General features: G+C 55.5%; 25 protein-coding genes. 8 read left to right on the top strand and 17 right to left on the bottom strand.

Annotated elements, in window-relative coordinates:
* Positions 1-7 precede the first annotated feature (7 nt).
* Positions 8-142 (bottom strand): 50S ribosomal protein L34, encoded by a 135-nt coding sequence (rpmH, locus tag L2W48_RS01770; RefSeq protein ID WP_005661824.1) that lies wholly within the window; start codon positions 140-142, stop codon positions 8-10.
* Between the two features lie 68 nt (positions 143-210).
* Positions 211-2,169 carry an ATP-dependent DNA helicase gene (locus L2W48_RS01765; protein ID WP_236098007.1) on the bottom strand — a complete coding sequence of 653 codons (1,959 nt, stop codon included), beginning with the start codon at positions 2,167-2,169 and terminating at the stop codon, positions 211-213.
* Positions 2,170-2,284: 115 nt separating this feature from the next.
* On the opposite strand from L2W48_RS01765, the gene rpsT reads away from it, so the two are divergent.
* The gene (gene rpsT / locus L2W48_RS01760; protein ID WP_236098005.1) at positions 2,285-2,560 is read left to right on the top strand and encodes a 30S ribosomal protein S20; all 276 of its coding nucleotides are present in this window, start codon (positions 2,285-2,287) and stop codon (positions 2,558-2,560) included.
* Positions 2,561-2,643: 83 nt separating this feature from the next.
* Here rpsT and holA read toward each other — a convergent pair whose 3' ends face one another.
* The 3 genes from holA to radA form a co-directional block, all read right to left on the bottom strand.
* A complete protein-coding gene (gene holA / locus L2W48_RS01755; RefSeq protein WP_236098003.1) occupies positions 2,644-3,552 on the bottom strand; it encodes a DNA polymerase III subunit delta in 909 nt (302 codons plus the stop codon).
* Positions 3,553-3,555: 3 nt separating this feature from the next.
* Complete coding sequence (gene leuS, locus L2W48_RS01750; protein WP_236098002.1) at positions 3,556-6,063, bottom strand: leucine--tRNA ligase; 2,508 nt, start codon at positions 6,061-6,063, stop codon at positions 3,556-3,558.
* A 66-nt stretch (positions 6,064-6,129) separates the two neighbouring features.
* Positions 6,130-7,476, bottom strand: a complete 1,347-nt coding sequence (gene radA, locus L2W48_RS01745; RefSeq protein ID WP_005661819.1) for a DNA repair protein RadA — start codon at positions 7,474-7,476, stop codon at positions 6,130-6,132.
* 142 nt (positions 7,477-7,618) lie between these two features.
* On the opposite strand from radA, the gene L2W48_RS01740 reads away from it, so the two are divergent.
* The 7 genes from L2W48_RS01740 to hisIE are packed head-to-tail and all read left to right on the top strand — an operon-like array spanning position 7,619 to position 12,741.
* Positions 7,619-8,845 carry an ATP phosphoribosyltransferase regulatory subunit gene (locus L2W48_RS01740; RefSeq protein WP_236098001.1) on the top strand — a complete coding sequence of 409 codons (1,227 nt, stop codon included), beginning with the start codon at positions 7,619-7,621 and terminating at the stop codon, positions 8,843-8,845.
* Positions 8,839-9,483, top strand: a complete 645-nt coding sequence (gene hisG, locus L2W48_RS01735; protein ID WP_236098000.1) for an ATP phosphoribosyltransferase — start codon at positions 8,839-8,841, stop codon at positions 9,481-9,483. The genes L2W48_RS01740 and hisG overlap by 7 nt, the downstream gene beginning before the upstream one ends.
* Positions 9,480-10,049 (top strand): imidazoleglycerol-phosphate dehydratase, encoded by a 570-nt coding sequence (locus L2W48_RS01730; RefSeq protein ID WP_236097998.1) that lies wholly within the window; start codon positions 9,480-9,482, stop codon positions 10,047-10,049. The genes hisG and L2W48_RS01730 overlap by 4 nt, the downstream gene beginning before the upstream one ends.
* On the top strand, positions 10,046-10,648 hold the full coding sequence (gene hisH / locus L2W48_RS01725; RefSeq protein WP_236097995.1) for an imidazole glycerol phosphate synthase subunit HisH: 603 nt from the start codon (positions 10,046-10,048) through the stop codon (positions 10,646-10,648). The genes L2W48_RS01730 and hisH overlap by 4 nt, the downstream gene beginning before the upstream one ends.
* Positions 10,645-11,364 carry a 1-(5-phosphoribosyl)-5-[(5-phosphoribosylamino)methylideneamino]imidazole-4-carboxamide isomerase gene (locus L2W48_RS01720; RefSeq protein WP_236097993.1) on the top strand — a complete coding sequence of 240 codons (720 nt, stop codon included), beginning with the start codon at positions 10,645-10,647 and terminating at the stop codon, positions 11,362-11,364. The genes hisH and L2W48_RS01720 overlap by 4 nt, the downstream gene beginning before the upstream one ends.
* Positions 11,358-12,110 carry an imidazole glycerol phosphate synthase subunit HisF gene (gene hisF, locus L2W48_RS01715; RefSeq protein WP_236097991.1) on the top strand — a complete coding sequence of 251 codons (753 nt, stop codon included), beginning with the start codon at positions 11,358-11,360 and terminating at the stop codon, positions 12,108-12,110. The genes L2W48_RS01720 and hisF overlap by 7 nt, the downstream gene beginning before the upstream one ends.
* Before the next feature lie 13 nt (positions 12,111-12,123).
* On the top strand, positions 12,124-12,741 hold the full coding sequence (gene hisIE, locus L2W48_RS01710; protein WP_236097989.1) for a bifunctional phosphoribosyl-AMP cyclohydrolase/phosphoribosyl-ATP diphosphatase HisIE: 618 nt from the start codon (positions 12,124-12,126) through the stop codon (positions 12,739-12,741).
* Positions 12,742-12,786: 45 nt separating this feature from the next.
* Here hisIE and L2W48_RS01705 read toward each other — a convergent pair whose 3' ends face one another.
* From L2W48_RS01705 to L2W48_RS01650, 12 genes are all read right to left on the bottom strand, one after another.
* Positions 12,787-13,902, bottom strand: coding sequence for a type 1 periplasmic-binding domain-containing protein (locus L2W48_RS01705; RefSeq protein ID WP_236116492.1), 1,116 nt, complete (start codon positions 13,900-13,902; stop codon positions 12,787-12,789).
* Positions 13,903-13,982: 80 nt separating this feature from the next.
* The gene (locus L2W48_RS01700; RefSeq protein WP_005661804.1) at positions 13,983-14,480 is read right to left on the bottom strand and encodes an adenosine-specific kinase; all 498 of its coding nucleotides are present in this window, start codon (positions 14,478-14,480) and stop codon (positions 13,983-13,985) included.
* On the bottom strand, positions 14,473-15,279 hold the full coding sequence (locus tag L2W48_RS01695) for an HAD-IIB family hydrolase (protein WP_236116491.1): 807 nt from the start codon (positions 15,277-15,279) through the stop codon (positions 14,473-14,475). The genes L2W48_RS01700 and L2W48_RS01695 overlap by 8 nt, the downstream gene beginning before the upstream one ends.
* 56 nt (positions 15,280-15,335) lie before the next feature.
* Complete coding sequence (locus L2W48_RS01690) at positions 15,336-15,776, bottom strand: OmpH/Skp family outer membrane protein (RefSeq protein WP_236097984.1); 441 nt, start codon at positions 15,774-15,776, stop codon at positions 15,336-15,338.
* A 91-nt stretch (positions 15,777-15,867) separates the two neighbouring features.
* Positions 15,868-16,464, bottom strand: coding sequence for a DUF8042 domain-containing protein (locus L2W48_RS01685; RefSeq protein WP_236097982.1), 597 nt, complete (start codon positions 16,462-16,464; stop codon positions 15,868-15,870).
* 81 nt (positions 16,465-16,545) lie between these two features.
* Complete coding sequence (gene pseC / locus L2W48_RS01680) at positions 16,546-17,670, bottom strand: UDP-4-amino-4,6-dideoxy-N-acetyl-beta-L-altrosamine transaminase (RefSeq protein ID WP_236097980.1); 1,125 nt, start codon at positions 17,668-17,670, stop codon at positions 16,546-16,548.
* Positions 17,671-17,699: 29 nt separating this feature from the next.
* Complete coding sequence (locus L2W48_RS01675; RefSeq protein ID WP_236097979.1) at positions 17,700-18,656, bottom strand: hypothetical protein; 957 nt, start codon at positions 18,654-18,656, stop codon at positions 17,700-17,702.
* Positions 18,653-19,414, bottom strand: coding sequence for a formyltransferase family protein (locus L2W48_RS01670; protein ID WP_236114832.1), 762 nt, complete (start codon positions 19,412-19,414; stop codon positions 18,653-18,655). Before L2W48_RS01670 ends, L2W48_RS01675 begins: the two co-directional genes overlap by 4 nt.
* Entirely contained in the window at positions 19,414-21,171 is a 1,758-nt protein-coding gene (gene pseF, locus L2W48_RS01665) for a pseudaminic acid cytidylyltransferase (RefSeq protein WP_236097977.1), read from the bottom strand. The genes L2W48_RS01670 and pseF overlap by 1 nt, the downstream gene beginning before the upstream one ends.
* An 8-nt stretch (positions 21,172-21,179) precedes the next feature.
* Complete coding sequence (gene pseB / locus L2W48_RS01660; protein WP_236097971.1) at positions 21,180-22,181, bottom strand: UDP-N-acetylglucosamine 4,6-dehydratase (inverting); 1,002 nt, start codon at positions 22,179-22,181, stop codon at positions 21,180-21,182.
* A 98-nt stretch (positions 22,182-22,279) separates the two neighbouring features.
* The gene (locus tag L2W48_RS01655; protein ID WP_329606898.1) at positions 22,280-22,597 is read right to left on the bottom strand and encodes a flagellar protein FlaG; all 318 of its coding nucleotides are present in this window, start codon (positions 22,595-22,597) and stop codon (positions 22,280-22,282) included.
* A gap of 132 nt (positions 22,598-22,729) precedes the next feature.
* On the bottom strand, positions 22,730-25,069 hold the full coding sequence (locus L2W48_RS01650) for a flagellin N-terminal helical domain-containing protein (RefSeq protein ID WP_236097967.1): 2,340 nt from the start codon (positions 25,067-25,069) through the stop codon (positions 22,730-22,732).
* Positions 25,070-25,139 lie beyond the last annotated feature (70 nt).

Genomic DNA, 25,139 nt, shown 5'->3' with positions numbered 1-25,139 from the left:
CCCGGTGTTAAACGGCCAAGCGCTTCCGACCTTTGGCGCGACGGTTAGCGAGGATCCTGCGGCCGCTGGGGGAGCTGGAACGGGCGAGAAAACCCATCTTTCTCTTTCTAGGTCTGTTGTGGGGCTGAAACGTCTGCTTCATGGTTACACCTCCTGCCATCTAGTGAAGACAAAAATCCCTATAGAATCAAAACCAGCCTGGACAATATATCACACTCCACCGGTGGGATCAACAGCTCTGTCGACCACTCTTATCTTTCTTATCGGCACTTCCGGAAGGCTGTCCAATACCCTCCAATTTTTTCTAGACACGAGCCTTCCGTCCAAAACGGCAACCCTCCCTTTATCTCCGTAGGAACGTATCAACCGTCCCACCGCCTGTCTGAGATGCATTTTAGCGTTGGGAAGAACCGATTTTATGAAGCTGGAGGGCCCCTCCAGATCCCGTCTCGCCCTCTGGATCGGATCGTCCGGATGGGGAAAGGGAATACGGTCGATTATCACCTGGGTTAAAGAATCTCCCGGGACGTCCACACCCTCTCGGAACGAAACCGTGCCCACCAGGACGGAGCTTTCGTCCTCCCGAAAACGACGTAAAAGCTCCACCTTGGGAAGGTCTCCCTGGATCAATACTGTGTAGCCGTCTTCACTGCAACGTCTGAGGTAGCCACCCACTCTCTTTAGCAACCTGGTGGAGCTCAAGAGCACCAGGGAGGCCCCTCCGTTCTCCTTGCATAGTTTTCGGACCACCCTGCATACCCGATCGTCGTATCTTCCGTCAGTCACGGCTATTCCCAGATCGACCACCAAAAGCTCCATCTGCTCCGACAGGGGAAAGGGAGAGTCCAGCAGCAAAGTGTCGTCCGGATCGAGGCCGGTCTCCCTGCTCCAATAGTCGAAACGCCCGTCCACAGCCATGGTGGCGGAAACAGCCACCATATAGGGAGGATCGTCCCCTCCGAAAGCCCCGGGCAGGATATCGCCACACCTGCTCGGAGCACTCGCCAGGACGCCGTCCTCCTTCCAGTAAGTCCAATCGGGATAGTCCGAAACGTCCAGACACCACCGAAAGGCCTGTCCCATCTCGTCCAGTACCTGTACCCAGGCTAGATACTCCGCTCCATCCCTAGCCATCTCCTCGCCGGAGGGCCCCAGATCATCCAGATAGGAGGAAAAACGACGACCGGTTGCTACAATGGGAGCCGCCAGGTCCAGGACGTCGAGTCCCTCCCTGACCAACTCCTCCGGAGGCTCGATGAAAAGGCCGTTTTTTATCCCTGAGGAATCGAGCCTCTCGAAAAACAGCCTTACCGCCCGATTCAAGGACTTCACATCGTCCAGCGTCTTCTGCTGATCGTAGCCCACCGTCTTCGCTCCCAGTTCGTTCAAGCCGGGAGACGGCACCCTCCTGAGATGTCTGATCCAGTCGTCCATCCTGGTGCTTACGGCCGAGACCGAGGACGCCGCCTCCGGCATCCTGTGGGCCTCGTCGCAGAGCACCAGACGGGCCGGAACCGGGAAAGCGCCTCCTCTTCCGAAAGCGTAGGAGAAATAAAGATGATAGTTGGCTACCACCACGGTCCATTTCGAAGCGTTCCGAAGGGCCTTCTGGACGAAACATCGATCCCTGTAGGGGCACCGGGCCCCCAGACATCCTCGAAAACTGCCGGCTATCCGCTCCACCGCGGGATGCCCCGGCGGCAGAGGTACCTCGGACAGATCCCCTTCCTCGGTCAGAGCCAGCCACTCCAGTATCACACCGGAAGCCTCCCCCTTGTCGTTGAAGGAAAGCAACCCCTCGTCCCCGAGCTCCGACGCCTTTCTCATGCAGGCGTAGTTGCCCCTCCCCTTCAGCAAACCGAAGGAAAACTCCACTCCCAGCACCTTCGAAAGGGTCGGAAGGTCCTTGTTTATCAGCTGTTCCTGAAGGGTTATACTGGAGGTCAACACTAAAACCGTGTTTCCCGTAGTCTTGCCCCAGGTTATGGCCGGAGCCAACAGGGCAAAGGTCTTGCCCACTCCTGGGGGTGCTTCGGCGGCCAAAATTCGACCGGAATTCCCCTCCAGCAGGCCCAACACCGCCTGAGAAAGCCTCTCCTGTTGAGGACGATATTCGAATCCGGAGAGGTTGTTGCAGAAAAGCCCATCTGGGCCGAATAAATCGGTCATGCAATCACCGTCGTTTTCTGATACAATCTTGTCTTGCGCCCGAAAGTAGCCTATGGCTCAATGTTCGACGAGCGTGTATAATACACCATGATTTTACCAAGGAGGTGAGTCGAGGATGCCCAACAAACAGTCCGCCAGGAGACGGGTCCGTACGTCCGAGAGAAACCGTCTTTACAACCGTTACTGGAAAAGCCGGTGCAAGACCGCGGTAAAAAGAGTGCTCGAGTCCGTCACCGCCGGTGACGTGGAGCTGGCCGCAAAGAGGCTCGACATGGCTCAGTCCGTTTTGGACAAGGCCGTCGTCAAGGGCGTGGTTCACAAAAACACCGCAGCCCGCCGCAAAGCGCGGTTGGCAGCCAAGGTCAAGACTTTGGCCACGGCAAAGGCGTAGCAAAACCACCGAAATCCTCGACGAGAGGACCCTACCGAGAGGTTGCGAATTCGCATCCTCTCTTTTTTTATGCCTCCGTAACCTCACATGGACTGAAGGACCAATCTCTCAAATCCGGCCCAGCCCTCTCCCGCTCCGGTACGTTCCGCCATGGATAGGGAGATCACCCCGGCCAGAAGGTCCTTCAGCTCCTGACGGTCGTACCTGCCCGCAGCGTCCCTCGCCTGTCTCGCTTGATATTTCGTCATGCCGAAGGCCTTCTCCACAGCATCGCCCCCGCCTGTCAGTGAAAGATAGGCGGCGAAGCGAACCCTTTTGTGCAGGGCGGCCATGGTGGGGATAACATCCCCGGTCTCCCTGAGCTCCAAGAAACCCTGAAGACACTTCCCCGCCTTCCTGGCACAGAAACCGTCCAATAGGCGGAGCATACCCTTGGCCTCCTGGTTCAGTACCAGCTTCTCGACCATGTCGCAGTCCACCGTCCCACCGTCGGCGAAATTCCCCAAGGTGGACAGGACGGACAGAAGCTCCTCCGGCTCCTCTACCCATTCGACCATCAGGGAGGCTGCATCGTACTCTAAGTCTATCCTGAGGGACCGTGCCCGAGCTAAAAGCCACTTGGTCCTCTGAGAGGGCCAGAAGGGAACCTGCTCGGCCTCCTCGACGGAGGAGGAAGCGATCGCATCCTTGGGAAAAAACTTCTTGTAACCACCACCATAGAGGAGTATAAATCTGTAATCGGCGTCGCTGCCCTCCAAGGAGGGTATCAAGGAATCGGGGAACTTCCCCATTGCCTCGGCCTTCTCTATCACCCGGGCGGAGCGGGAGGAGAACAGACCGGCGGTCATGGCGTCGGCGAAAAGCCCGTTCCAATCCGTCTCCTCCGACGAGCCCAGGACATCGTAGCCGTCGGATCTCGCCTTTTCCACCGCCTCCACCAGAAGACGCCGCTGAGAGGACTCAGCGGCGCTTACTATCACAAGATGGGGCACCGTCTACTTCACCACCACGTTGACCAGTCGACCTGGCACTACTATGACCTTCACGACCGACTTACCCTCGATCCGGCCGACTATCCCAGGATGTTCCATGGCGGCCTTTCTCAACTCGTCCTCGGACACATCGGAGGACACCTGTATCTTCTCCCGGACCTTTCCGTTTACCTGAATCGCCACGGTTATCTCCGGCTCCTTGACCAGCTCGGGATCGTAGGACGGCCACGGCTGAAGGGAGGCACAGGGCTTATGGCCGAGACGCTCCCATAGCTCCTCCGCCATATGGGGAGCGTAGGGACATAGACACAGAACGAAGGGCTCCATTAGGGATCTATAGGCCGCTTCTGCCTTGAAACACTCGTTCACGAACACCATCATCTGAGCTATGGCGGTGTTGAAATTCAGAGAGTCGGTATCGGAGGACACCTTGGCTATGGTCTGATGGAGAACCCTGGTAAGCTCCACAGGAGGCTCGTCGTCCACCAAAGGCCTGTCCATCAGCCTCCACAATCTGTCGAGGAAACGGTGAACCCCTATGAGTCCCTGGGTGGACCAGGGTTTGGACATCTGAAGGGGCCCCATGAACATCTCGTACATCCTCATGGAATCGGCTCCGTAGTTCTCTATTATGTCGTCCGGATTGATGACGTTCTTCAGGGACTTGGACATCTTGGCCACGACCCTCTCGAGTGGCTCGCCGGTATCCTTCTCCACGAAAGTGTCCGGACCGGTCTCCTCGACCTCGTCGGTCGGCACCAGAGACTTGTCCTTTCTCTGATAGGCGAAGGAGGTTATCATCCCCTGGTTGACCAGCCTCTGGAAAGGCTCATCGGTGTTAACCACCCCGAGATCGAAGAGAACCTTGTGCCAGAAGCGAGCGTAGAGCAGATGGAGAACAGCGTGCTCCGCTCCTCCGACATAGAGGTCCACCGGCATCCAGTAATCCACCTTGTCCCGCCCCACGAACTCGGACTCGTTGTCCGGGTCGAGATAGCGAAGGTAATACCAGCAGGAGCCGGCCCACTGGGGCATGGTGTTGGTCTCCCTCTTGGCAGGCCCTCCGCAGCAGGGACAGGTCGTGTTCACCCAGGAGTCTATAGCGGCCAGAGGAGACTCGCCAGTCCCGGTAGGAGCGTAGCTCTCCACCTCGGGAAGCACCAGAGGCAGCTGATCCTCCGGCACCGGCACAACCCCGCACTTCTCGCAGTGAACCAGGGGAATGGGCTCTCCCCAGTAACGCTGTCTGGAGAAGACCCAGTCTCTCAGCTTATAGTTCGTCGTCTTCTCGCCGCGCCCCTTATCCTCAAGCCAGGATCTCATGGACGAGATGGCCTCTTCCTTGCCCATGCCGTCCAGGAAATCGGAGTTTACGTGCAGTCCGTCCCCGGTGTAGGCCTCGACGGAGACATCCCCTCCCTGAAGCACCTCGACTATAGGCAGGTCGAACTTGACGGCGAACTCCCAGTCCCTCTGATCGTGGGCGGGAACGGCCATTATGGCCCCGGTGCCGTAGGAGATGAGGATATAGTCCGATATCCACACGGGGATCTTCTTGCCGTTCACCGGGTTTACGGCGTACCCTCCGGTGAAGACGCCGGTTTTGTCCTTGCTGAGCTCGGTACGCTCAAGATCGGACTTCAGGGAGGCCTGACGGATGTAGTCCTCCACCGCACCTCTATGTTCTTCGGTGGTTATCTCTGCCACCAAAGGATGCTCCGGAGCCAACACCATATAGGTAGCACCGAAAAGCGTGTCGGGCCTGGTCGTGTAGACTACCAGCTCGCCCTTTCCGTCCTCCAGAGGGAAGGATACATTGGCGCCGGTACTCTTTCCGATCCAGTTTCTCTGCATGGCCTTGATGGCCTCGGGCCACTCCACCTTGTCGATATCCTGGAGAAGCCTCTCGGCATAGGCTGTTATCCTGAGGATCCACTGCCTCAGGTTTCGCCTCTCAACCTGGGCTCCGCATCTCTCGCATCGCCCCTCCTTTACCTCCTCGTTGGCAAGACCGGTCTGACAGGAGGGACACCAGTTGATCGGGGTCTCAGCCTCGTAGGCCAGCCCCTTTTCGAAAAGCTTCAGGAATATCCACTGAGTCCAGCGGTAGTAATCCGACTTGTGGGTGGAGACCTCCCTGTCCCAGTCGTAGGAGAATCCCAACGACTTTATCTGCTCTCTGAAGCGCTCTATGTTCCTCTCGGTCGTCACGACCGGGTGGGTTCCGGTCTTTATGGCGTAGTTCTCCGCCGGAAGGCCGAAAGAATCGAATCCCATGGGATGCAAAACGGCGTAGCCCTTCATCCTCAGGAAACGACAGTATATATCCGTGGCTGTGTAGCCCTCGGGATGGCCGACGTGTAGCCCCGCCCCGGAGGGATAGGGAAACATATCCAGTACATAACGACGCTTATCCCGGGGAATCGCGGGGTCCTCCTCGGCCTTGAAGGTCTTGTTCTCCTCCCAATAGGCCTGCCATTTGCTCTCGATGGATCGAAAATCGTAATCCATAGCCAGTTCGTCCTCCTCCAGGTTCTATCTGAACTCGCCGATTATACCTACAAAATCGACTTATCGCTAGTTCAGCCCTAATCGGGCCATGGCCTCAGCCAGAGACCTGACCGCCATCACATCCATCCCCCTAGGGGCTTCCTCCTTCTCCCTGGCGCTGACCACGGCGCTTCTGAATCCCAGCCGGGCAGCCTCCCTTAGCCTCTGTCCGGTCCGGCCGACCGGCCTTATCTCGCCTACCAGACCGACCTCTCCCAAGAGACAGCAGTCCGACGGAAGAGCCCTGTCCATGGCGGAAGACGCCAAAGAGAGAGCCAGGGCCAGATCGGCCCCGGGATCCCTAAGGTCCATCCCTCCCGCCACGTTTACGTAGACGTCCAATCCGGAGGAAGTTAAACCGCATCTTTTCTGAAGCACCGCCAGCAGCAAATGGAGCTTGTTAACCGAAGTACCCCTGGCGGTCCGTCTGGGATAGGCGAAACTGGTCGATGCGGCAAGAGCCTGAACCTCTGCGACCAAGGCTCGGCTTCCCTCCATCACCACGGTGAGAGCCACTCCCGGAACCGACTGATCACCTCTATCCCAATAAAGGCCGCTGGGATCGTCAACCGGATTCAACCCCCTCTCGCCCATCTGGAAAAGTCCGACCTCGTCTGTCCCTCCGTATCTGTTCTTGGTGGCCCTCAAGGTCCTGTAGGGAGACCCGTCGTCTCCCGAGAATAAAAGGACCGTATCCACCATATGCTCCAGCAACATGGGCCCGGCTATGCGGCCCTCCTTGGTTATATGGCCGACCAGCACCATCGGAATCCCCTTGGACTTGGCCGTGTCTATACACCTCTGAGCCGTGGCCCTGACCTGGCTCGGAGTGCCGGGCCAGCCTCCCTCTCCGGGATCCTTCATGGCCTGAACGCTGTCTATCACCACTAGACCGTGATCGTTCAGGGACCCCAGAGCCATCTCTACGTCGGCTATGCAAAGCAGCTCCAGTCCCTCCGAGTCGGCCCCCAGCCTGGATGCCCTCAAAGCCACCTGGGAAGCGGACTCCTCCCCCGAGACGTACAGCACCTTGGAGCCCGATCTGGCCAGGTTCCCGCAGACCTGCAACAACAAAGTGGACTTCCCGATACCGGGCTGTCCACCGAGGAGGACGACTCCGCCCTCGACCCAGCCTCCTCCCATAACCCGGTCCAGCTCCCCTATCCCCGAGGGCAGCCGCTTCGGGGGCTTCAGCCCCAGTATAGACCGGGGAGAAAGGGGGGACGATCCGCTCTTTCTGCCCTCAGTCGAGACCGACAGAACCTCGGCCTCGACGGTCCCCCACTCTCCGCAGCCGGGACAGCGTCCCATGGGAGACAGGCTGACGTAGCCGCACTCGGAACAGACGTATCTTACCTCGTTCTTCTTCGCCATAAGAAACAGCCTCCGTTTCGACCTTCACCGGATCATTGTACCGTCACAGGCCTGTCCTGACCACTTTACAGGACGACCTCACGATGGTATGATCCCGCACGACACCATACTATCGCTTTAGCATGATAAAGGAGAGATCCCAATGACATCTTCGAGATCGATGAGACGGTTACCGGCAGGGTGCAGAAGCACCGGAGGACGCATGGCCATAGCCATGGAGAGATGCCGACATCGATTCATAAGCCTCTTCAACCGACACGGATACCGCCTCTTCTGGTCTTCCGGGCTCCAGTTGCTGGAGACCTCCTGGGATCTTCTTCCTCGAACCATAAGGGAGAGCCTTCTGGTACTGACCTCTCCCATGGGAGAGCCCTGCTGTCTTCGTTCCGACATCACCCTGGCGGCGGTGAACTATCTGGCGAACCATTACTCCCCTCAGGAACGGCCTCTCAGGATGTGCTACGCCGATCGTCTCTACAGAAACCCCGCTCCAGGCGGGGACCTGGAGAAATTTCAGATCGGAGCCGAGCTGCTCGGATGGGAGGGAGAGGGTGCCGACGTGGAGATCCTCTCCCTTCTTTTGGAGGGACTGGACTCTCTGGGGCTGATCGACGGAAAGCTCGTTCTGAGCGACGTCACCCTAGTGGACAACGCCATGGAGAAACTGGACGAGGAGCTTAAATCCGACCTGCTGAAGGCCCTTCAGGAAGGATCATACAGAACCTACTTTAAACTTCTGTCCGGATGCCGATCCAAGGAAAACAGGCTTCTGGAGGCCCTTCCGGAGCTGAAGGGAGGCCCGGAGGTGCTGGACGAGGCCAGAAAACTGACAGGAGCAGAGTCCCTTCGATCCCTGGACAACATCAGTGAGATCCTCGGAAGGATGGGAAAATCGGACAGAATAGCCTTCGACCTGGGATCGATCAGAGAGCTGGACTACTACAGCGGACCGGTCTTCGACGTCTACTCCCCCGAATCGGGAAAATCTCTGGGAGGCGGAGGACGATACGACAGCCTGTTAGGCTCCTACGGCCTCAGCGGCCAGGCCATAGGCTTCGGACTCGATCTGGAGGAACTGGCCAGACACTCGATCTACAGGAACCCGGAACCGATAGTGGCCATCAAAGGAGGAGGAACACCGCCGGACCTGGTCCTGTCCAGATGCTCCGCCTTCCACGACGCAGGGCTCACCACCGAGATAACCTGGAGCCACGACGGAAACTCGGGAATGGCCCGAGCCAAAGCCAAGGGATACTCCTGGTGGTACGATCCGGAAAACGACACAGTGACCGATATATCCAGGGAAGGCGGAAATACGGCGAGCCTGGAGGTCTGGTTTCGAAACAGAGAGGAGAAAGGCTCATGCTGACCATAGCCCTGCCGACGGGACGAGTTATGAAAGAAGCGATAGAACTTTTGAGGGAAGCCGGGCTCCCGTCGAAAAAACTGAGCAACCCCGGCAGAGAACTGGTGATAGAGGAAGATAGAATACGCTATATCCTGGCAAAGCCCATGGACGTTCCCCTCTACGTCGACAGAGGCGTGGCGGACCTCGCCCTGGTGGGAAGCGACGTGATGTGGGAATCGGGGGCCAGACTGGTGGAGCTTCTGGACACGGGAATGGGTCGATGCTCCCTCCAGGTGGCGGGACCTCCCGAGCTCGGCGAGAGGTTTCGCTGCCACCGATCGGAGCTCATGTGGCTCAGAGTCGCCAGCAAGTACCCAAAGATAGCCGACGACCACTTCTCAAGAAGAGGCGTCCAGGTGGAGATAGTCCATCTGAACGGATCTATAGAGTTGGCACCTATGCTCGGAATGACCGACTGCATACTGGATATCGTCCAGACCGGCACTACATTAAAGGCAAACGGCCTGGTCACCTTGGAAAAGGTAGCTCCCGTATCCCTCCGGCTGGTGGCCAGCAGGAAAAGCGCCTCCCTCGGATGGAACGGTATAAAGCCGGTGCTGGAGAACATGAAGGGACTGGTAGGGGAGGTGGTGGCGTGATAACCCTTAACAGGAAAACCAAGGAGACTTCGATATGTCTGTCGCTGGACATCTCTCCCGAGGATAAGTCCAGCGAGATAGATACGGGATGCGGCTTCATGGACCACATGCTGACACTTATGGCCTTCCACGGCGATATGAGCCTTAAAATATCCGCCAAGGGAGACGACGTCGACGACCACCATCTGACGGAGGACCTCGCTATAGTCCTGGGTTCAGCCATGCTTCAATCTCTAGAGGGACGCAAATACGAAAGATACGGCTGGTGCGCCCTGCCGATGGACGGATCTCTGGCGCTGGTGGCGGTGGACCTGAGCGGCAGAGGGAGCCTCACCATGGAAGCCCCTTTTCCCACGGAAAAATGCGGCACCTTCGACCTGGAACTGATACCGGAGTTCTGGAGAGCCTTCTCTAGAGAGGCCAGAGCCACTGTGCACGTAAAGGCCCTGGCGGTGGACAACTCGCATCACCTCGCGGAGGCCATCTTCAAAGGTGCGGGACGTGCCCTTGGCCAAGCTCTTGCCGAATCTAGGGGGCTCAACTCCACCAAGGGAATGCTCCTATGAGACAGATAGGCATAGTGGAATACGGCGCCGGGAACCTGGGCAACGTGATGAGGGCCCTTAAAAGGCTCGGCAGATCCGGCGTACTGCTCCATTCCCCCGACGAGATCCCCGAATCCGTATCCACCATCGTTCTGCCCGGAGTCGGGGCTTTCGGACCGGCGATGGATTCTCTGAGAAAAAAAGGCTGGGACCGGGCCCTTATCGAATGGGCCGATAGAGAAAAGCCCCTTCTCGGAATATGTCTCGGAATGCAGCTCTTCGCCGAAGGAAGCGACGAAAACGGGAGCCACCGAGGGCTTGGACTCATAGAGGGAAAATCGGAAAAACTGGACATGACCCCTCTACCCCACATGGGATGGAACGACATATCCACGGAAGACCCCATACTAAAGCCCTTCGACGGCAGCTACCTTTACTTCGTCCACAGCTACGGCCTTAAAAACTCGAAGGACCGGGCAGCCACGACCGAGGCGGGAAAAGTCGCCTTCGTCTCCGCCGTAAGGAAAGGCTCCGTCATGGGGCTTCAGTTTCACCCGGAACGAAGCGGCGACGTAGGACACGCCATGCTGGACCGAATACTGGAGGAACTAGGCCGATGAATAAAATAGAGATATTCCCAGCCATAGACCTATACAGCCGAAAGGTCGTCAGATTGACCGGAGGAGACTTCGAAAAGATAAAGGAATACGGAGACGACCCGGTGGAAACAGCCCTATCCTTCGCAGAGGCGGGAGCCCGCTGGATACACCTTATAGATCTGGAGGGAGCGGAAAAAGGCTCTCCGGTCCACCTGAAAGAGCTGGAAAAGGTGGCAGCCTCCACCGGCCTGCCGGTTCAATACGGAGGGGGACTGAGAACGGAGGAGGACGTAGCCCTGGCCCTCTCCTCCGGAGCGAAAAGGGTATACCTGGGAAGCCTGCTGTTCAAGGGATCGCCGAGGACCCTGTGGAAAAGGTTCGGCAACTCCATCGTGCCATCGGTAGACGTCAAAAACGGAACCGTGGCGCTATCCGGATGGACCGAGGTAACCCAACTCCCTCCGGAGGAGGCTATAACGGAACTCCTCCGGATCGGCTACTCCACTTTTCTGGTCACGTCGGTATCCAGAGACGGCACCGCCTCCGGACCGGACCTGAAGCTATACGAAAATCTGACTAAAACGAACGGACACATCCTGGCGGCGGGTGGAATAAGGGACAAAAAAGACCTGTCCGACCTGTCGAAAATCGGAGTATCCGGAGCCGTACTCGGCAAAAGCATCTACGAAGGCACGATAGATCTCCGAGAGGCCGTCGAGGAGTTCGGGATATGCTGACAAAGAGGATAATACCCTGCCTGGACGTCAAGAACGGACGGGTGGTAAAGGGAATAAACTTCGTAAACCTGAAGGACGCCGGAGATCCGGCGGAGCTGGCGGAGCTCTACTCCTCCGAGGGAGCGGACGAGCTTGTCCTGCTGGACATAAGCGCCTCGGAAGAAAGAAGGGCCACCATGGCCGAATGGGTAAAAGCCGTGGCGGATCGCCTGACCATACCCTTCACCGTCGGGGGAGGAATCTCCTCGGCGGAACAGGCCAGAGAGATAATAGCCCTCGGAGCGGATAAGATCTCCCTGAACACCGCCGCGGTAAAAGACCCCTCTCTGATAGAGAGATGTTCGAGACTGCTGGGAAGCCAGGCCGTGGTGGTGGCGGTGGACGTCAAGAGGGAAAACGACCGCTGGACCGTCTACATACAGGGAGGCGCGAAAAAAACCGACCTGGACGGACTGGAATGGATAGAAAAAGTCCAGAAACTGGGCTGCGGCGAGATACTCCTGACATCGATGGACGGAGATGGAACGGAGGCGGGCTACGACCTCGAGCTTCTGAGACGGGTATCCCTGGAAACCACCGTCCCGGTGATAGCCTCGGGAGGAGCGGGAAAGGAAGAACACATACTTCAGGCATTTCGAGCCGGAGCGGACGCAGCACTGGCAGCGTCCATCTTCCACTACGGCAAGCTGAGAATAGGACAGGTAAAAGACTACCTCGCCGGGGCGAAAATCCCGGTCAGGATATGAGAGGACGGTGCAGATGAAACCGGAAGACATAAAATATGGCTCCGACGGCCTGGTGCCGGTGGTGATACAGGACGCCGACAGCGGAGAGGTCCTCATGCTGGCCTACGGAAACGAGGAGTCAATGAGGCTGACCCTGGAGAGAGGCGAGATGGTATTCTACAGTCGATCCAGAAAAGAGATATGGCACAAGGGGATGACAAGCGGCAACAGGCTGCCTCTGGCGTCGTTGCAGATAGACTGCGACTGCGACGCAGTCCTTGCCAGAGTGCGTCCCACGGGACCGGCGTGCCACACAGGAGAGACCAGCTGCTTCTATCGCTTCATCCATGGGAACGACGACGACTCTCCCGTATTTCTGGGCCGTCTGTGGGCTTACCTGAAGAAGAGATCCCAGGACTCGACGGAGGAAAGCTACACGGCCAGACTGATCGCCGGGCCCAAGAGCCGGGTCGCCCAGAAGATAGGCGAGGAAGGGGTGGAGACCGCTCTGGCGATAGCCACCGAGGACAGGGGACAGACCATCTACGAGGCGGCGGACCTGGTCTACCACCTGCTGGTTGGGCTATTGGCCTCGGACCTGTCTCCGGGAGAGATATGGAGAGAACTGAAAAAAAGACACAGAGCGAGATAGATAAAAGGGGCGGCCATTCTGCCGCCCCTTTTATCTATCTCGCTCTCAACGTTCGTCTTTAGGAGTTCCGAAGTAATAACCGGCTCCGGACTCGGAAAGGGACAATATCTCGTCCTGAATCCATTTTCCTTTTTTTGCCCTTATGACCGCCACCTTCTTCACAGAAGGACGATGGGTAACGGGGTTTATCTCCAAGTTCTCCGATCCTAGAGGAATTCCCTTAGTAGACGCCATTACCTTGGACAGGTGCTCGGGATCGGCCTTCTGTGCGTCTTTCAGCCCCTGAAATACCCACTGACAGCAGGCGTAGGCCTTGGCAGCCAGAGGGCTGTCCGGAACCCGAACCCTGGTGGCATCCCAGACGTCGGTCTTGAGGGTCTTGATAGCTTTGTCGAGCCTAAGGGGCAGATCCTGATCGGCGATCATTATCCCCTCCAAACCGACGATACCGTCCAAAGAGGCACCACCGGACCAGACCGGAACGGATCCGTCCAGCACCCTCAACTGCCGGTAGAACTCCCTGGCGGCCATGTCTGTCATCCAGACCACTACCATGTCGGATCCGAAGCCCAGCATCTCCTGAGCCATCATGGAAAACGAATCGGTGCCTCCTCCGGCAACCCAGAAAACCTGAGAATTGAGCCCTCCCTCTCTCAGGCCTCTCGAAACGGCTCTGGCTCCTCTGGAAAGAGACTGGGCCAGACGATCGGATAAAAGCCCCACCTCGCTCGCGGGAGGAAGGATGGAGACGGCTGTCTCGACAGCGGCCCTTGTAACGTAGGAATCGTGAAGGTCAAGTGAAAAAAGTCCTGCCTTTACGACCTCCTTTTCGTCCCTCAAAACTGTGGAGGAATCGTCCGCCAAAAGCAACACCGGATCTCCCTGTCGCCACGAATCGGCCAGCACACGGTTGACCCTCTCGTCGGCGAAGGAGATCACCGCCAGAAAACCCTCTTTTCTCCAACGGACCATGTCGGAGGAATCGAACACGTCGCCCGACTCCAGGCGGAAGAATACATCGTGTTCCTTTATCCCCTCGATACTGTCGTTGACAAGCCCTTGAGCGTACTCCACCACGGGAGCCACAGACCGGCCGGAAGGGCTGTCCCAACCGTCGGAAGGCGGTATCACCGCGATCGGCCAGGCCCACCCCTCCTCCACCGAGCGGGGAACCTCGGCCTCCGCCTAGGACAGGGCCGTCAGCAAAAGGAGAAAAAGAGCCACTCCAAAGCTTCGGAAGCTCACCTTTTGTATCCTATGATATCTTTGAGGAGGCTTTTTCTGGCCGCTACATCCTCCTCGGACTCGACTCCCTTGGGAACGAAGCCGTCCACCACGCCTACAACCCCTCTGCCCTGCTCCGTCTCCGCGACCAAAACCTGAATCGGATTCGCCGTGGCGGCGAAAATCCGGCAAACCTCCTGACACCCTTTTATACGGTCCAACACGTTTATGGGATAGCCGTTTCTCAAAAGCACGACGAAACTATGACCAGCAGCGATCTTTCCGGCGTTCTCAACCGCCGTCTCGACCAGGTCGGGAGCATTGCCATCCTTTCGAATGAGACAATCTCCCGAGGCCTCGCAGAAGGCTACGCCGAATTCCAGCGAAGGCGACGAGGTCACAAGAGCCTCGTAAAGGTCCTCTACGGTCTTTATGAAATGGCTCTGCCCCAACACTATGTTGCAGTTCTCCGGAATGACCATATCCTCGACGCACCATCTCGAAATCTCAGCCATTTACGTACTCCTCCTTCTCGATCTTTAAAAGCCGATCCACAAGGACATCTGCGCCGCCCATCTCTGGACATGGAACTGTCCAGGAAGCGAGAGCCAGAAGATCCCCGGGAGCGGAGGAAATCGCCACAGGGACATCTGCCCTGCGCAACAACTCCATGTCGTTTTCGTTATCCCCTACGGCGACGACTATATCGTACTCCACATCCACCATGTCCAGCAACCTTTTCAGAGCGCTTCCCTTGTTCACCCCGAAAGGCAAAACGTCGACGAATCCGTTTCCGGCCAATACGACCTCGGCCCTTCCGCCGAGAGCCGATTTGAGCATCTCGGAGATGCCCCTGCCTTCCGACCGGGAGCGATCGTGAAACATGACCCTGAAAACCCTTCCGAGATCGGCCTCGGGACCGGCAAGAGACGGAGAGTAAGGAACGCCGACGGACTCGAAAAACTCTATGGTTCCGAGGTCCTGAGGCCTACAGAAGACCAGCTCGTCCCCCATAGCCTGAACCTCGACCCCCTGCTCCCAGCCGAGACGAAGGACCTCCGTCACAAGATCACGATCCATCTGGGCCTCCCAGTACACCTGGCCTCGTCTATCCATTATCCTGGCCCCATCGTATAGAATCGACGGGAGCTCCGCCCCGACCGCCAGGATATGTGGCAAGGCGGAACCGAGAATCCTTCCGCTGGCCACGGAGATATCCCAACCGTCGGACCTCAGCCTTTCCAAGGCCAAAACGGTGGTGGAAGACATACTGCCCTTGCCGTCCAGTAGCGTTCCGTCCAGATCCGTTACCAACAGACGACGAAAAGGCCCCGCCGAACGGGGGGGCCCCGAAAAATCCATCCCCTCTATCACTGGGAAAGGTTCATCTTCTTGAGCTGCTGGATGACGTCCTCGGTGAGGTCCACACCGCCGTAGAAAACCTGCGCCTTGTCCAAAACGACGGTTATGCCCTTGGCCTTGGCCACAGTCCTTATGGCGAGGTTGATCTCCTTGAAGAGAGGAGCCATGAGCTTCTGCTCCTCGATGGCGGCCTCCTGCTTCTTGGTAGCGTAGATCTCGGCCTTTTTCTTGTTGTCCGAGGCCTTCTCTATAGCGGACTTGGCCTCGTTCTGCTTGGAATCCAGAACGGCCTGTACTCTCTTAGTTACCTGCTCGAACTTGGGATGCTGAAAAAGAATTTTCTGAGGCTCGATCACCCCGATCTTCTCTGCCGCTATAGCGACGGAAGAAAAGACCAAAGCGAAAAGAACTCCAAGAGCTACCAACCTGACAGACTTAACCATACCCATAAAAAAACCTCCTCAAAGCTATTACATCTCTCTCGTTGCGTAAGAATTCTACCCCGTCCTTCAGGACAAGTCCACGGTAAAAACGCCTATATCACTGTCTGCGTCCCGTAACCTGTCCCTCCAACGCGGCGATAGTGTTTTGTACTACGTCGATTAGAGGAGGTATTTCCTCTCTGAACACAAAGGCAGGAGCAAACAACTTACCGGCCTCGAAGGAATCGACCACCGACTCCATCTTTTCAGCCACCTTCTGACGGGCATCCTGAAAATCTCCGAAGATACCCTCGTCGGGGGTGCAGCCGAGAAGAGACGTACACCTGCCGACGGCGGTAAGCAGCCAATCCATCCCCTCCATGACCTGAACCGACAGATTCATGGCCTGTTCGACCTTCTCAGATTCCAACAAATCCGCCACGGAAAGGGCACCTTTTCGAACGTTGACGACGTATTCTCCGGCGGTTCCCAACGTCTGGACGACCAGCTCTCTCACGTCCATGGAGACGAACTCCACCGAGGTTCCCCCCTCGAGAGAGACGAAGGCCTCGGGAGACATCTCCACGCCATCCACGGCCACGGAGGCTATCACCCGGTTTTGATCGGTTAAAATAGACGATATTCTCTCGTAAACCTGAACGTTGCCATCTTCATCTAGGGTCAAGGGGACCCCGTCGAGCACGATCTTCTCCATGAGACACCTCTTTCGATCTTTGAAAAGGCCCGCAAGCCTTAAGAAAACCACTTTATCATTATACCAGCAGTCGAACCGTTGCTACGGATTTTTCAACATATCCTCGATTTTCCTCATAACCAACCCCTGGTCCGACTCGGAGAGCCCCACATATACGGGGAGGGAAATCTCCATGGAATAAAACCTCTCGGCAACGGGAAAATCTCCGATTTTATAGCCGAAACTCTTTCTATAATAAGGGTGAAGGTGAACCGGAGGATAGTGTACCTGGACCCATATGCCCTCATCCCTTAGATCCAAAAAGAGCTTTTTCCTGATATCCGCTGGAACCCTGAAGGCGTAGAGATGGTATCCATGACCGGGATGCCCGGCCGGTATCACCGCCCCTGGAAGCTCGGCGAGTACCTCGTCGTATCGTCCGGCCACCGCCCTGCGATAGGAGACGAAGTCGTCCAGTTTCTCAAGCTGGCTCAACCCCAGAGCGCACTGAAGATCGGTAAGCCTGTAGTTGTAGCCCAGATCGATCATCTCGTTGGACCAAGGTCCATCGGCGTTCTCCATCTCGTCGGGATCCTTGGTTATTCCGTGGGAGCGGAAAAGCCTGAGCTTTCGGGCCAGCTCTTCGTCGTTAGTGACGACCGCTCCTCCCTCCCCGGTGGTTATATGCTTTACGGGATGAAAGCTGAAAACCGTCATATCCGCTTCCTGCCCCACCATAAAGCCATCTCTACTAGCGCCCAAGGCATGGCAGCCATCCTCCACGACGAGAGCCCCTACGGAACGGGCCATCTCCATAAAGGGACTCAACTTCACCGGATAGCCGCTGTAGCTTATCGGGGCTATAACCTTCGTCCTGTGAGACAGCTTTTCCATGGCCTTTTCGGGATCGAGACATCCGGTTCTCTCGTCTATATCGGCGAAAACCGGAACCCCTCCCTGATAAAGAGCCGAGTTGGAGGTGGCGGCAAAGGTCATGGGAGACGTAATAACCTCGTCTCCCTTCTCCACTCCGGCGGCGAACATTGCTCCGTGCAATGCGGAGGTGCCGTTGCTGAAGGTAACGGCGTATCTACACCCGACCTTGGCCGCCAGGGCCTTTTCGAAGGACTCCACAGTGGGGCCCTGGGTCAGCCAGTCTCCTCTGAGAACCGAGCAGACAGCCTCTATATCCTTTTCGTCTATATATTGATGCCCATAGGGGATCATGAAAACACCGCCGCTTTCTTCTCAAGTTTTTATCGAACCATGGAGAGTATGGCACTGGCCACCCTCTTTGCTCCGTCGGTGGGCACGCAACCGGCAGGAGGGGGGAAGGCCTTTTCTATGGCACTGTGCAGGATTTCGGGGGATATGTCTTTCCACCACCCCAGATCGATACCCCAGCCAAGTTCGGACAGGGCCCGTCCTATCCCTCTCTGGTTTTCCGCCACCTGAAACACCACCACAGGCTTGCCGAGTGCCATCGCCTCGTAACAGGTCACGCTGGAGGTACAGACCACCGAGGAGGCCCTGGCCATCAGCCCGTCGAAATCGGAGGGAGCCCTCATCAGGGTCAATCCGTCCTTCTTATCAGCTATCCGAGACACCTTATCAAAATAGTCGTCCGGCACCATAGGACCCAACACAGCTACCATAGGAGGCCACGAGATATCGTACCATGTCACGACATCCGCCGTAACACCGGCCATATCCGAGGCACCGGCCAGAAAAAGTACGAATCCTTCATCGCTGGGAGTCAGTTTCGCAAAAGAAGGACGAAGAGGACAGTATGAAGGGCCAAGAAGCTTGACGGCCTCTCTACCATAGGGAATATCCGTCACCCCAAGGTTATAGTTGATCACGATAGAAGCCCATCGATCCACAGGAATGTTACGATAGTCATCCAAAACGACCAGGATGCAGTTATCGCCCAGGAACCTTAAAAGTTCCTCCGAAAAGCGATAGCCATCAACCAGAAGAATATCGCTCTTTTGAATGGGATTGTCGGCGTTCAACACCGTGGAGATTGCATCCACGGTAAAATCCACGATGCCTGAAAAATCCTCTTCTTTCCTCATGAAGGGAGACGCCTCAACCGGAACTATCCAACGAACCGGCTGACCCATTCTGTCTATCTCATAAGCGATGGACCGACAACGGCTTATGTGTCCTCCTCCGACGGAAGGACCGCCGTCGGCCAGGATATAGATCATTCGAGGTCATCCTCCGGGGACAAGACGATATCCACAAAAACCTTTCGTCCGTTTTCATCCAAAAAATAAGCGTTTTTGTAAGGAGGGAAAGTCAAGGCCCTCACACGATCTATAAACCCTTTAAAAGAATCGACGCTATCCAAGTTGATTAGCTTGACCTCTTCGAAATCTCTAAGGCAATGAAAGGAGCCCGGGGAATCAGGCAAAAAAGACTTCAGACTCTCTCTTTCGTGAAGTAGGTCTGCAATGTACTGGATCATTTCTTCAGATTTACTGACCAACCTAAAATAAAGCGTATATCCCGTATCCCAAGAAAAAACATCGACTCTCTCCGCTTTCAGGATCTCTCCTCCGTCGAGTTTCTCCGAAATCCTGTGTAAAGTCACCCCTGCAGGAGTTCCTTCTATGATCGACCACACGTTGGGGTTACTCCCTCTATTCCATGGAAGATAACCGATATGGAGATTCCAGGCATCCCTAAACAAAGCTAGATCTCGGTTATTAAACAAATAGCCAAAATTGATCGAAAGAAGGATCAAAGAAGAAAGATCTACACCGTAATCATCTTCAAGCGTTTTAAGGTCACTTCCCCAATAAACACAAGGCACATCGGGAAAAACGGACCTTATCTCATCCTGCATTTTACCTTTTCCTAGGGGATGCAACAATAATAGCTCGGGAACGCAGTTATAATCCCTTAAATTCAATGCACAACGGTAACCGTTTTCGTTATTGGAAGCATATATAAAAGGGATCATTAAATCATTTCCCAGGTGATCCACTGGTCTCTTTCTATGTCGATCTCGGCGGTTCTTCCCACCAATATATCAGAGTGTTTGGGAGCGATACCAAGTCCAGGTCTTTTACAGGTCAACATACCCTCCGTTATGGTCTCTCCCGCTTTTATATCCCTAGATGCATGGAGGCTTCTCCTGGCCTTTTGATAGAACTCCATCTCCTCCTGGGAAGGTCCCAGTTTGCGACCGTCCCCCATGGCCGATTCGACTTCCCTTATCTGCCTGACCAATTCCCTTAGTTCGTCGGGCTCTATGGCGAAGGGATGGTCCGGCCCCTCCATTGATCTGTCCAAGGTGAAGTGTTTCTCCACAACAGACGCTCCCATTGCTACGGCAGCAACGGATATATGTACACCCGGCGTGTGGTCCGATAACCCCACCAGGGTTCCGAAAGCCCTACGTATGGTCTCCATGCTTTTCAGATTCATTATATGAGGAGGAGCAGGATAGACGGAGGCACACTGAAGAAAGACTATATTCTCGTTACCGGCCTCCACACAGGCTCTATAGGCGTCCTCTATCTCCTCCATGTCGGCCAGACCGGTAGAGATTATCATCGGCTTGCCCTTGGAGGCGCAATATCTTACTAGATCCAGATCTACCAGTTCAAAGGATGCTATTTTGAAGAATTCGCTGACTTTGTTCAGTTCGTCCACCGCCTCGTGGTCGAAGGGGGTGGCGAAAAAAAGTATGTTTTTTTTATTGCAGTAGTCGGCAAGCTTGGGAAGCCATTCCCTGGGAGTCTCTATCTCCGATATGAGGGTATGGAGGTCCTTGTCGTATCCGGAGTGACGAGGTGTCTTTTTGGAATAAAGACTGTCCGCCGAGTAGATCTGAAATTTTACGGCGTCCGCACCGGCCTCGACTGCTGCGTCTATATGCCGCAACGCCAGATCGTAGGAACGATTGTGGTTAGCACCTACCTCGGCAATTATAAAGCAGGGGTGCTTTTCGCCTACAGGTCTTCCTGCCATGAGAATAGAGTCCGTCATGGAAGAACCTCCTTTTTTTATAAACTTACTCTTCGTTTTTTTCTCTATCATACGGAATATCTGCTCGGCCCTTTTCCAGTCGTCCAACGTGTCTATGTCTTGAACTCTCCAGGACGGCAATATGACAGGCCTGGCGTTTCGGCTGAAGAAGAGGGGGCCCTCTTCGGACATCTCCGATACGTTCAGCCAGTAGAACTGCCCCGCATCGTGGTAGGCCTCCGGCAGATCCTGCGATCTCGAGGACTGGTATTCCGGCCAGATCATCTCCACATGGCCGTCCTCGGAGAGCTTCAATCCGCGGTATATGGGATATTCGAAAGGGGTTACGGAAAAAGAGGATGCCGTTCCCTCTTCACAGACTTTTTCATACCCCTTTATTATATCCTCTACCTGTACGAACGGGGCCGTGGCGTATATACAGCATATATGGGTGACGATGTCCCCTCGTTTTTCATGCCATTCCAGGCAGTGACGGACAACCGCATCGGTTCCTGTATGGTCGTCCGACAGTCTTTCCGGACGGATAAAGGGAACTTCGGCACCGTAGGAACGAGCTACGTCGGCTATTTTTTCGTCGTCCGTCGAGACTATCACCTTGTCGAAAAGACCTGTTTTCACAGCAGCCTCTATGGAGTAAGCCATTATCGGTTTGCCCAAAAATGGTCGTATATTTTTACCCGGTATTCTCTTGCTTCCCCCTCTGGCGGGGATCAGGGCTATTATCATTTTACACTCTATCTTGCACAGTTACGCTCTATCATTTGCGCTATTTCTTTGACCGTAAGGAACCATTCGTTTTCTCCAGAGCTATACACGAAATTCTCAGCTACTGGTTTGCCGGTCTCTCCCAGTTCGTTTCTTTGGAAATCCCTGTGAGACTGAAAGGTAAGCGACGGCGTTATGACGAAGTGGTCTTTGAACTCGAGGACATTTCTGGCGTCGTCCAGAGGACACATAATTTCGTGGAGTTTTTCACCCGGCCTAATTCCGACTTTTTTCTGAGGCGTTTTCGGAGCTATGGCTGTGGCGATGTCCACCACCTTGGCCGATGGGATTTTAGGTACGAAGAGCTCCCCTCCCTGCATACGCAGAAAGGCTTTCACCACGAAGTCCACTCCCTGAGGGAGAGTTATCCAAAAACGGGTCATGCCGTCGTGGGTTATCGGTATTTCGGGAGCGTTTTTCTCGACTAGCTTTCTGAAAAAAGGTATTACCGATCCTCTGGATCCCATTACGTTGCCGTAACGAACGACGGAAAATCGGGTTCTTCCTTCTCCTACGAGATTGTTGGCAGCGGTGAAGAGTTTATCCGAGCAGAGTTTCGTCGCTCCGTAGAGGTTTATGGGGTTGGCCGCTTTGTCCGTCGATAGGGCTACCACTCTGTCCACGTCGTTGGCTATGGCCGCCTGTATGACGTTGTATGCTCCGTCCACGTTCGTCTTTATGCATTCCATGGGGTTGTATTCGGCGGCAGGGACCTGCTTCAAGGCGGCGGCATGAACGACGAAGTCGATCCCTTTCATAGCCATGGAGAGACGGTCACCGTCGCGGACATCTCCGATGAAATATCTCATGCACGGGGCATCGTAAACCTGCTGCATTTCGTACTGTTTGAATTCGTCTCTGGAATATACGACTATTCGCTTGGGGTTCCATCCCTTCAACAGTCTGCCGATAAAGGCCTTTCCGAAAGAACCGGTTCCTCCGGTTATAAGTATCGATCTATCGTTAAACATAAAGACACACCCTTCATCGGACATTGGTCCGGATAAAAGTCAAAAGAGGCCGCCGCACCTCTGGCGGAAGCCTCTCAATACCGTCGATTCTCCGATCGTCACGCTTCCACGTCGATCAAAGCTCCGAACATCTCCTGTACGTGCTCTATGAAGTTGATAACGCTGTCAGGTGGTATTTTCCTTATGACTTTTTCCTCCGATCCGTCCTTTTCAAGTACCTCGACCTGAAATTCATTGGCCTCTTCCCTGAAACGGAAACGGATCTGTCTGTCGAAAGCCTGAGCCACCTCTTCGGCTTTCGCCAAAGAATGCTTTATCTCTTCTTTTCCAGGACGGGGAAACTCATCCGACCTCTGTACGGAGGCGACCCTATCTTTTACATCTACCTGACGCCCTACTAAACTTCCATCGGACACGACGTACCTCGATGAGGGAGAAGATGACGGAACAAGGTTTTCTACCGTCACTTGTCATGCCCCCTTTCGGGTTTTAAAAAAGAGGCGGGAGGGAGCTCCCTCCCGCCTCTTTAGCCGAGTCGTCTAGTTCAATTAACGGAGCAGCGACAGGACGTTCTGTGGCAGCTGGTTGGCCTGAGCCAACATGTTGGTTCCAGCCTGGGAAAGGATGTTGAGCTTGGTGAAGTTCATCATTTCCTTGGCCATGTCGAGATCGCGGATACGGCTCTCGGCGGAGGTCAGGTTCTGGCTGGCAACGGTCAGGTTGTTGATGGTGTGATCCAACCTGTTCTGGTAGGCACCCAAAGCGCTTCTCTGGGTAGACACGCTGTCGATAGCATTGTCGATAACGGTGATGGAACGAGCGGCGGACTCTCTGTCAGTGACGACTATGGAGTCGACGCCGAGAGCTCTGGCTCCCATGTCGCCCATACTTATGCCCATGTCCTCCTTCTCGTTGGCTCCGATCTGGAAGACGGTGCTGTTATCGGCAAGGTGGACGGTGGTCTCATATACGTCGGAATCTCTTGTGAGCAGGAATCCGCGAGCAGCATCGGACCAGGCCACATCGATATTGGCCATAGCGTCGAACTCTACATCGACGTTCTCGTGAACCACGCCGCGAAGCATGTTACCGGTGATCTTGACGGCGGAAGCGACGGTGTTTCCGTTATGGGCATCCTGGACGCTCACGCGGAACTCGTTTTCCGACGAATCCTGGATGACGTTGAGGCTGAGAGCGTTTATTACGTCCTCGTCACCGGCGAAAGCCAGCTCTCCGCCTTTGCCGGAAACGGCGCTACGGATAACCATCGTGCCCTGGACGGACTCGGGAGTGGATGCTACGACATCGTCCTCTCCCACGAAGGAGACGAACATATCGGCGTCGGCTCCGACATACTTGGACTGTCCGAGATCGAAGGCTATAGCGTCGTTGAGTTTCTTGGCCACGTCGTTCAACGTGTCTGTGGAGTTGAGAGTAACGCTGGCCTTCGAACCGTCTCCCTGGGTTATGGTTATATCCTGGGGATCGTCGAGAAGGAACCGACCGTTAGCGTCCCAGAATTTGTCCAAATCCCTCAGGGACACATCACCCTCTGCTACCTGCCCTACGTAGGCGGCGGTGAAACTGGCCAGAGCAGCGGTGTCTCCGAAGGAAGTATAGGCCGTCGTATTCTCGTTGAAACCTATACGGATATCGGACTGGAAGACCTGACCGTTCTGGGTGTTCAGGTAGAAAGTCCTGAAGTGGACATCGTTGTTCTGAAGAGCGGTAAGCTGCACGCCAAAACCACGATCTTGAGCCAGAGCGGCAGCGGCGGTGGACCAGTTTCCTGCAGCGGCCCAGGTGGAGTTGATAGAGGCACTGACGTTTATGGATGCATCAACGTTAGCAGCACCGGATCCGGCCAGATGCATCACATAACGTCCACCCACCTGGAATGCAGTAATATCCGCTATAGCAAGAGCAGCGGTACCCATATCGAAACCCAGCCCTGTATAGGCAGTCTTGGAGGCCGTAGTAAGGGTAAGGTTTTCGTCCCTGTGGTTGGTGACTGTTCCACCGGCAGACATGACGTAGGATTCTGCCCTGACCACGACAGTGTTGGATGCGGTGTTCACAGACAACACTTCGTACATTATGCTTGCACCAGCAGCGGCAGTAGCATAACCGGTACCGGCGCTTATGGCACCGAAGTTATACTTCTGGCTGGCAGTACCTATTATATCTGTTGGGGTAGTAACGGTCACATTGTAATCCCCGGCGGGAAGGCTATCTATGGACACGCTGCGTGCACCGGCCTCGGTGTTGAGCCCGACGTTCATTGCCACGTTCTCGTGCTTGATTGTGAACACGTCGCTCTTCTGAATCTCCGACTCTCCGGGATTGGCGCTGATGGAGATCTTGTAGTTGCCTTCTGCAGCCGACTTCTGACCGAACTGGTCGACAGTGCGAAGGCTTCCCCTTATAAAGGCCTTCGTCTCCAGCTTATCGGAGGACCAAAGGGCTGAGGCGCTTCCGTCGAGAAGCTTTTTCTTGTTGAACTGGGTGGTGGTGGAGATGCGATCGATCTCCTCGGACAGCTGGTCCACCTCGTCCTGAATGTACTTACGATCCTGGTTGGTAAGGGTATCGTTTGCCGACTGGACGGAGAGCTCTCTCATTCTCTGAAGGATGGAGTGGGTCTCGTTGAGGGCTCCCTCGGCGGTCTGGATCATGGAAATGCCGTCCTGAGAGTTGCTTACGGCCTGGTCCAGACCGTTGATCTGGGCACGCATCTTCTCGCTGATGGCGAGACCTGCGGCGTCGTCGGCGGCAGAGTTGATCCTAAGACCGGTAGACAGCTTGTTGATCGACTTCTGAAGGTTGCTATTGGTCGCGTTAAGCGAGTTATAAGCGAAAAGTGCAGGTACGTTATGATAGACTCTCATCTTGTAACCTCCTTGTTTGATAGGTAGGCTTCCTTGCCTACGGGATAAGAAACGCCTATTACTGAACTTG

It is taken from the genome of Dethiosulfovibrio russensis, assembly GCF_021568855.1.
GTDB classification, from domain to species: Bacteria; Synergistota; Synergistia; order Synergistales; family Dethiosulfovibrionaceae; genus Dethiosulfovibrio; species Dethiosulfovibrio russensis.
The sequence above is the reverse complement of the archived record's forward strand: the minus strand, read 5'-3'. Positions and strand labels throughout refer to the sequence as shown.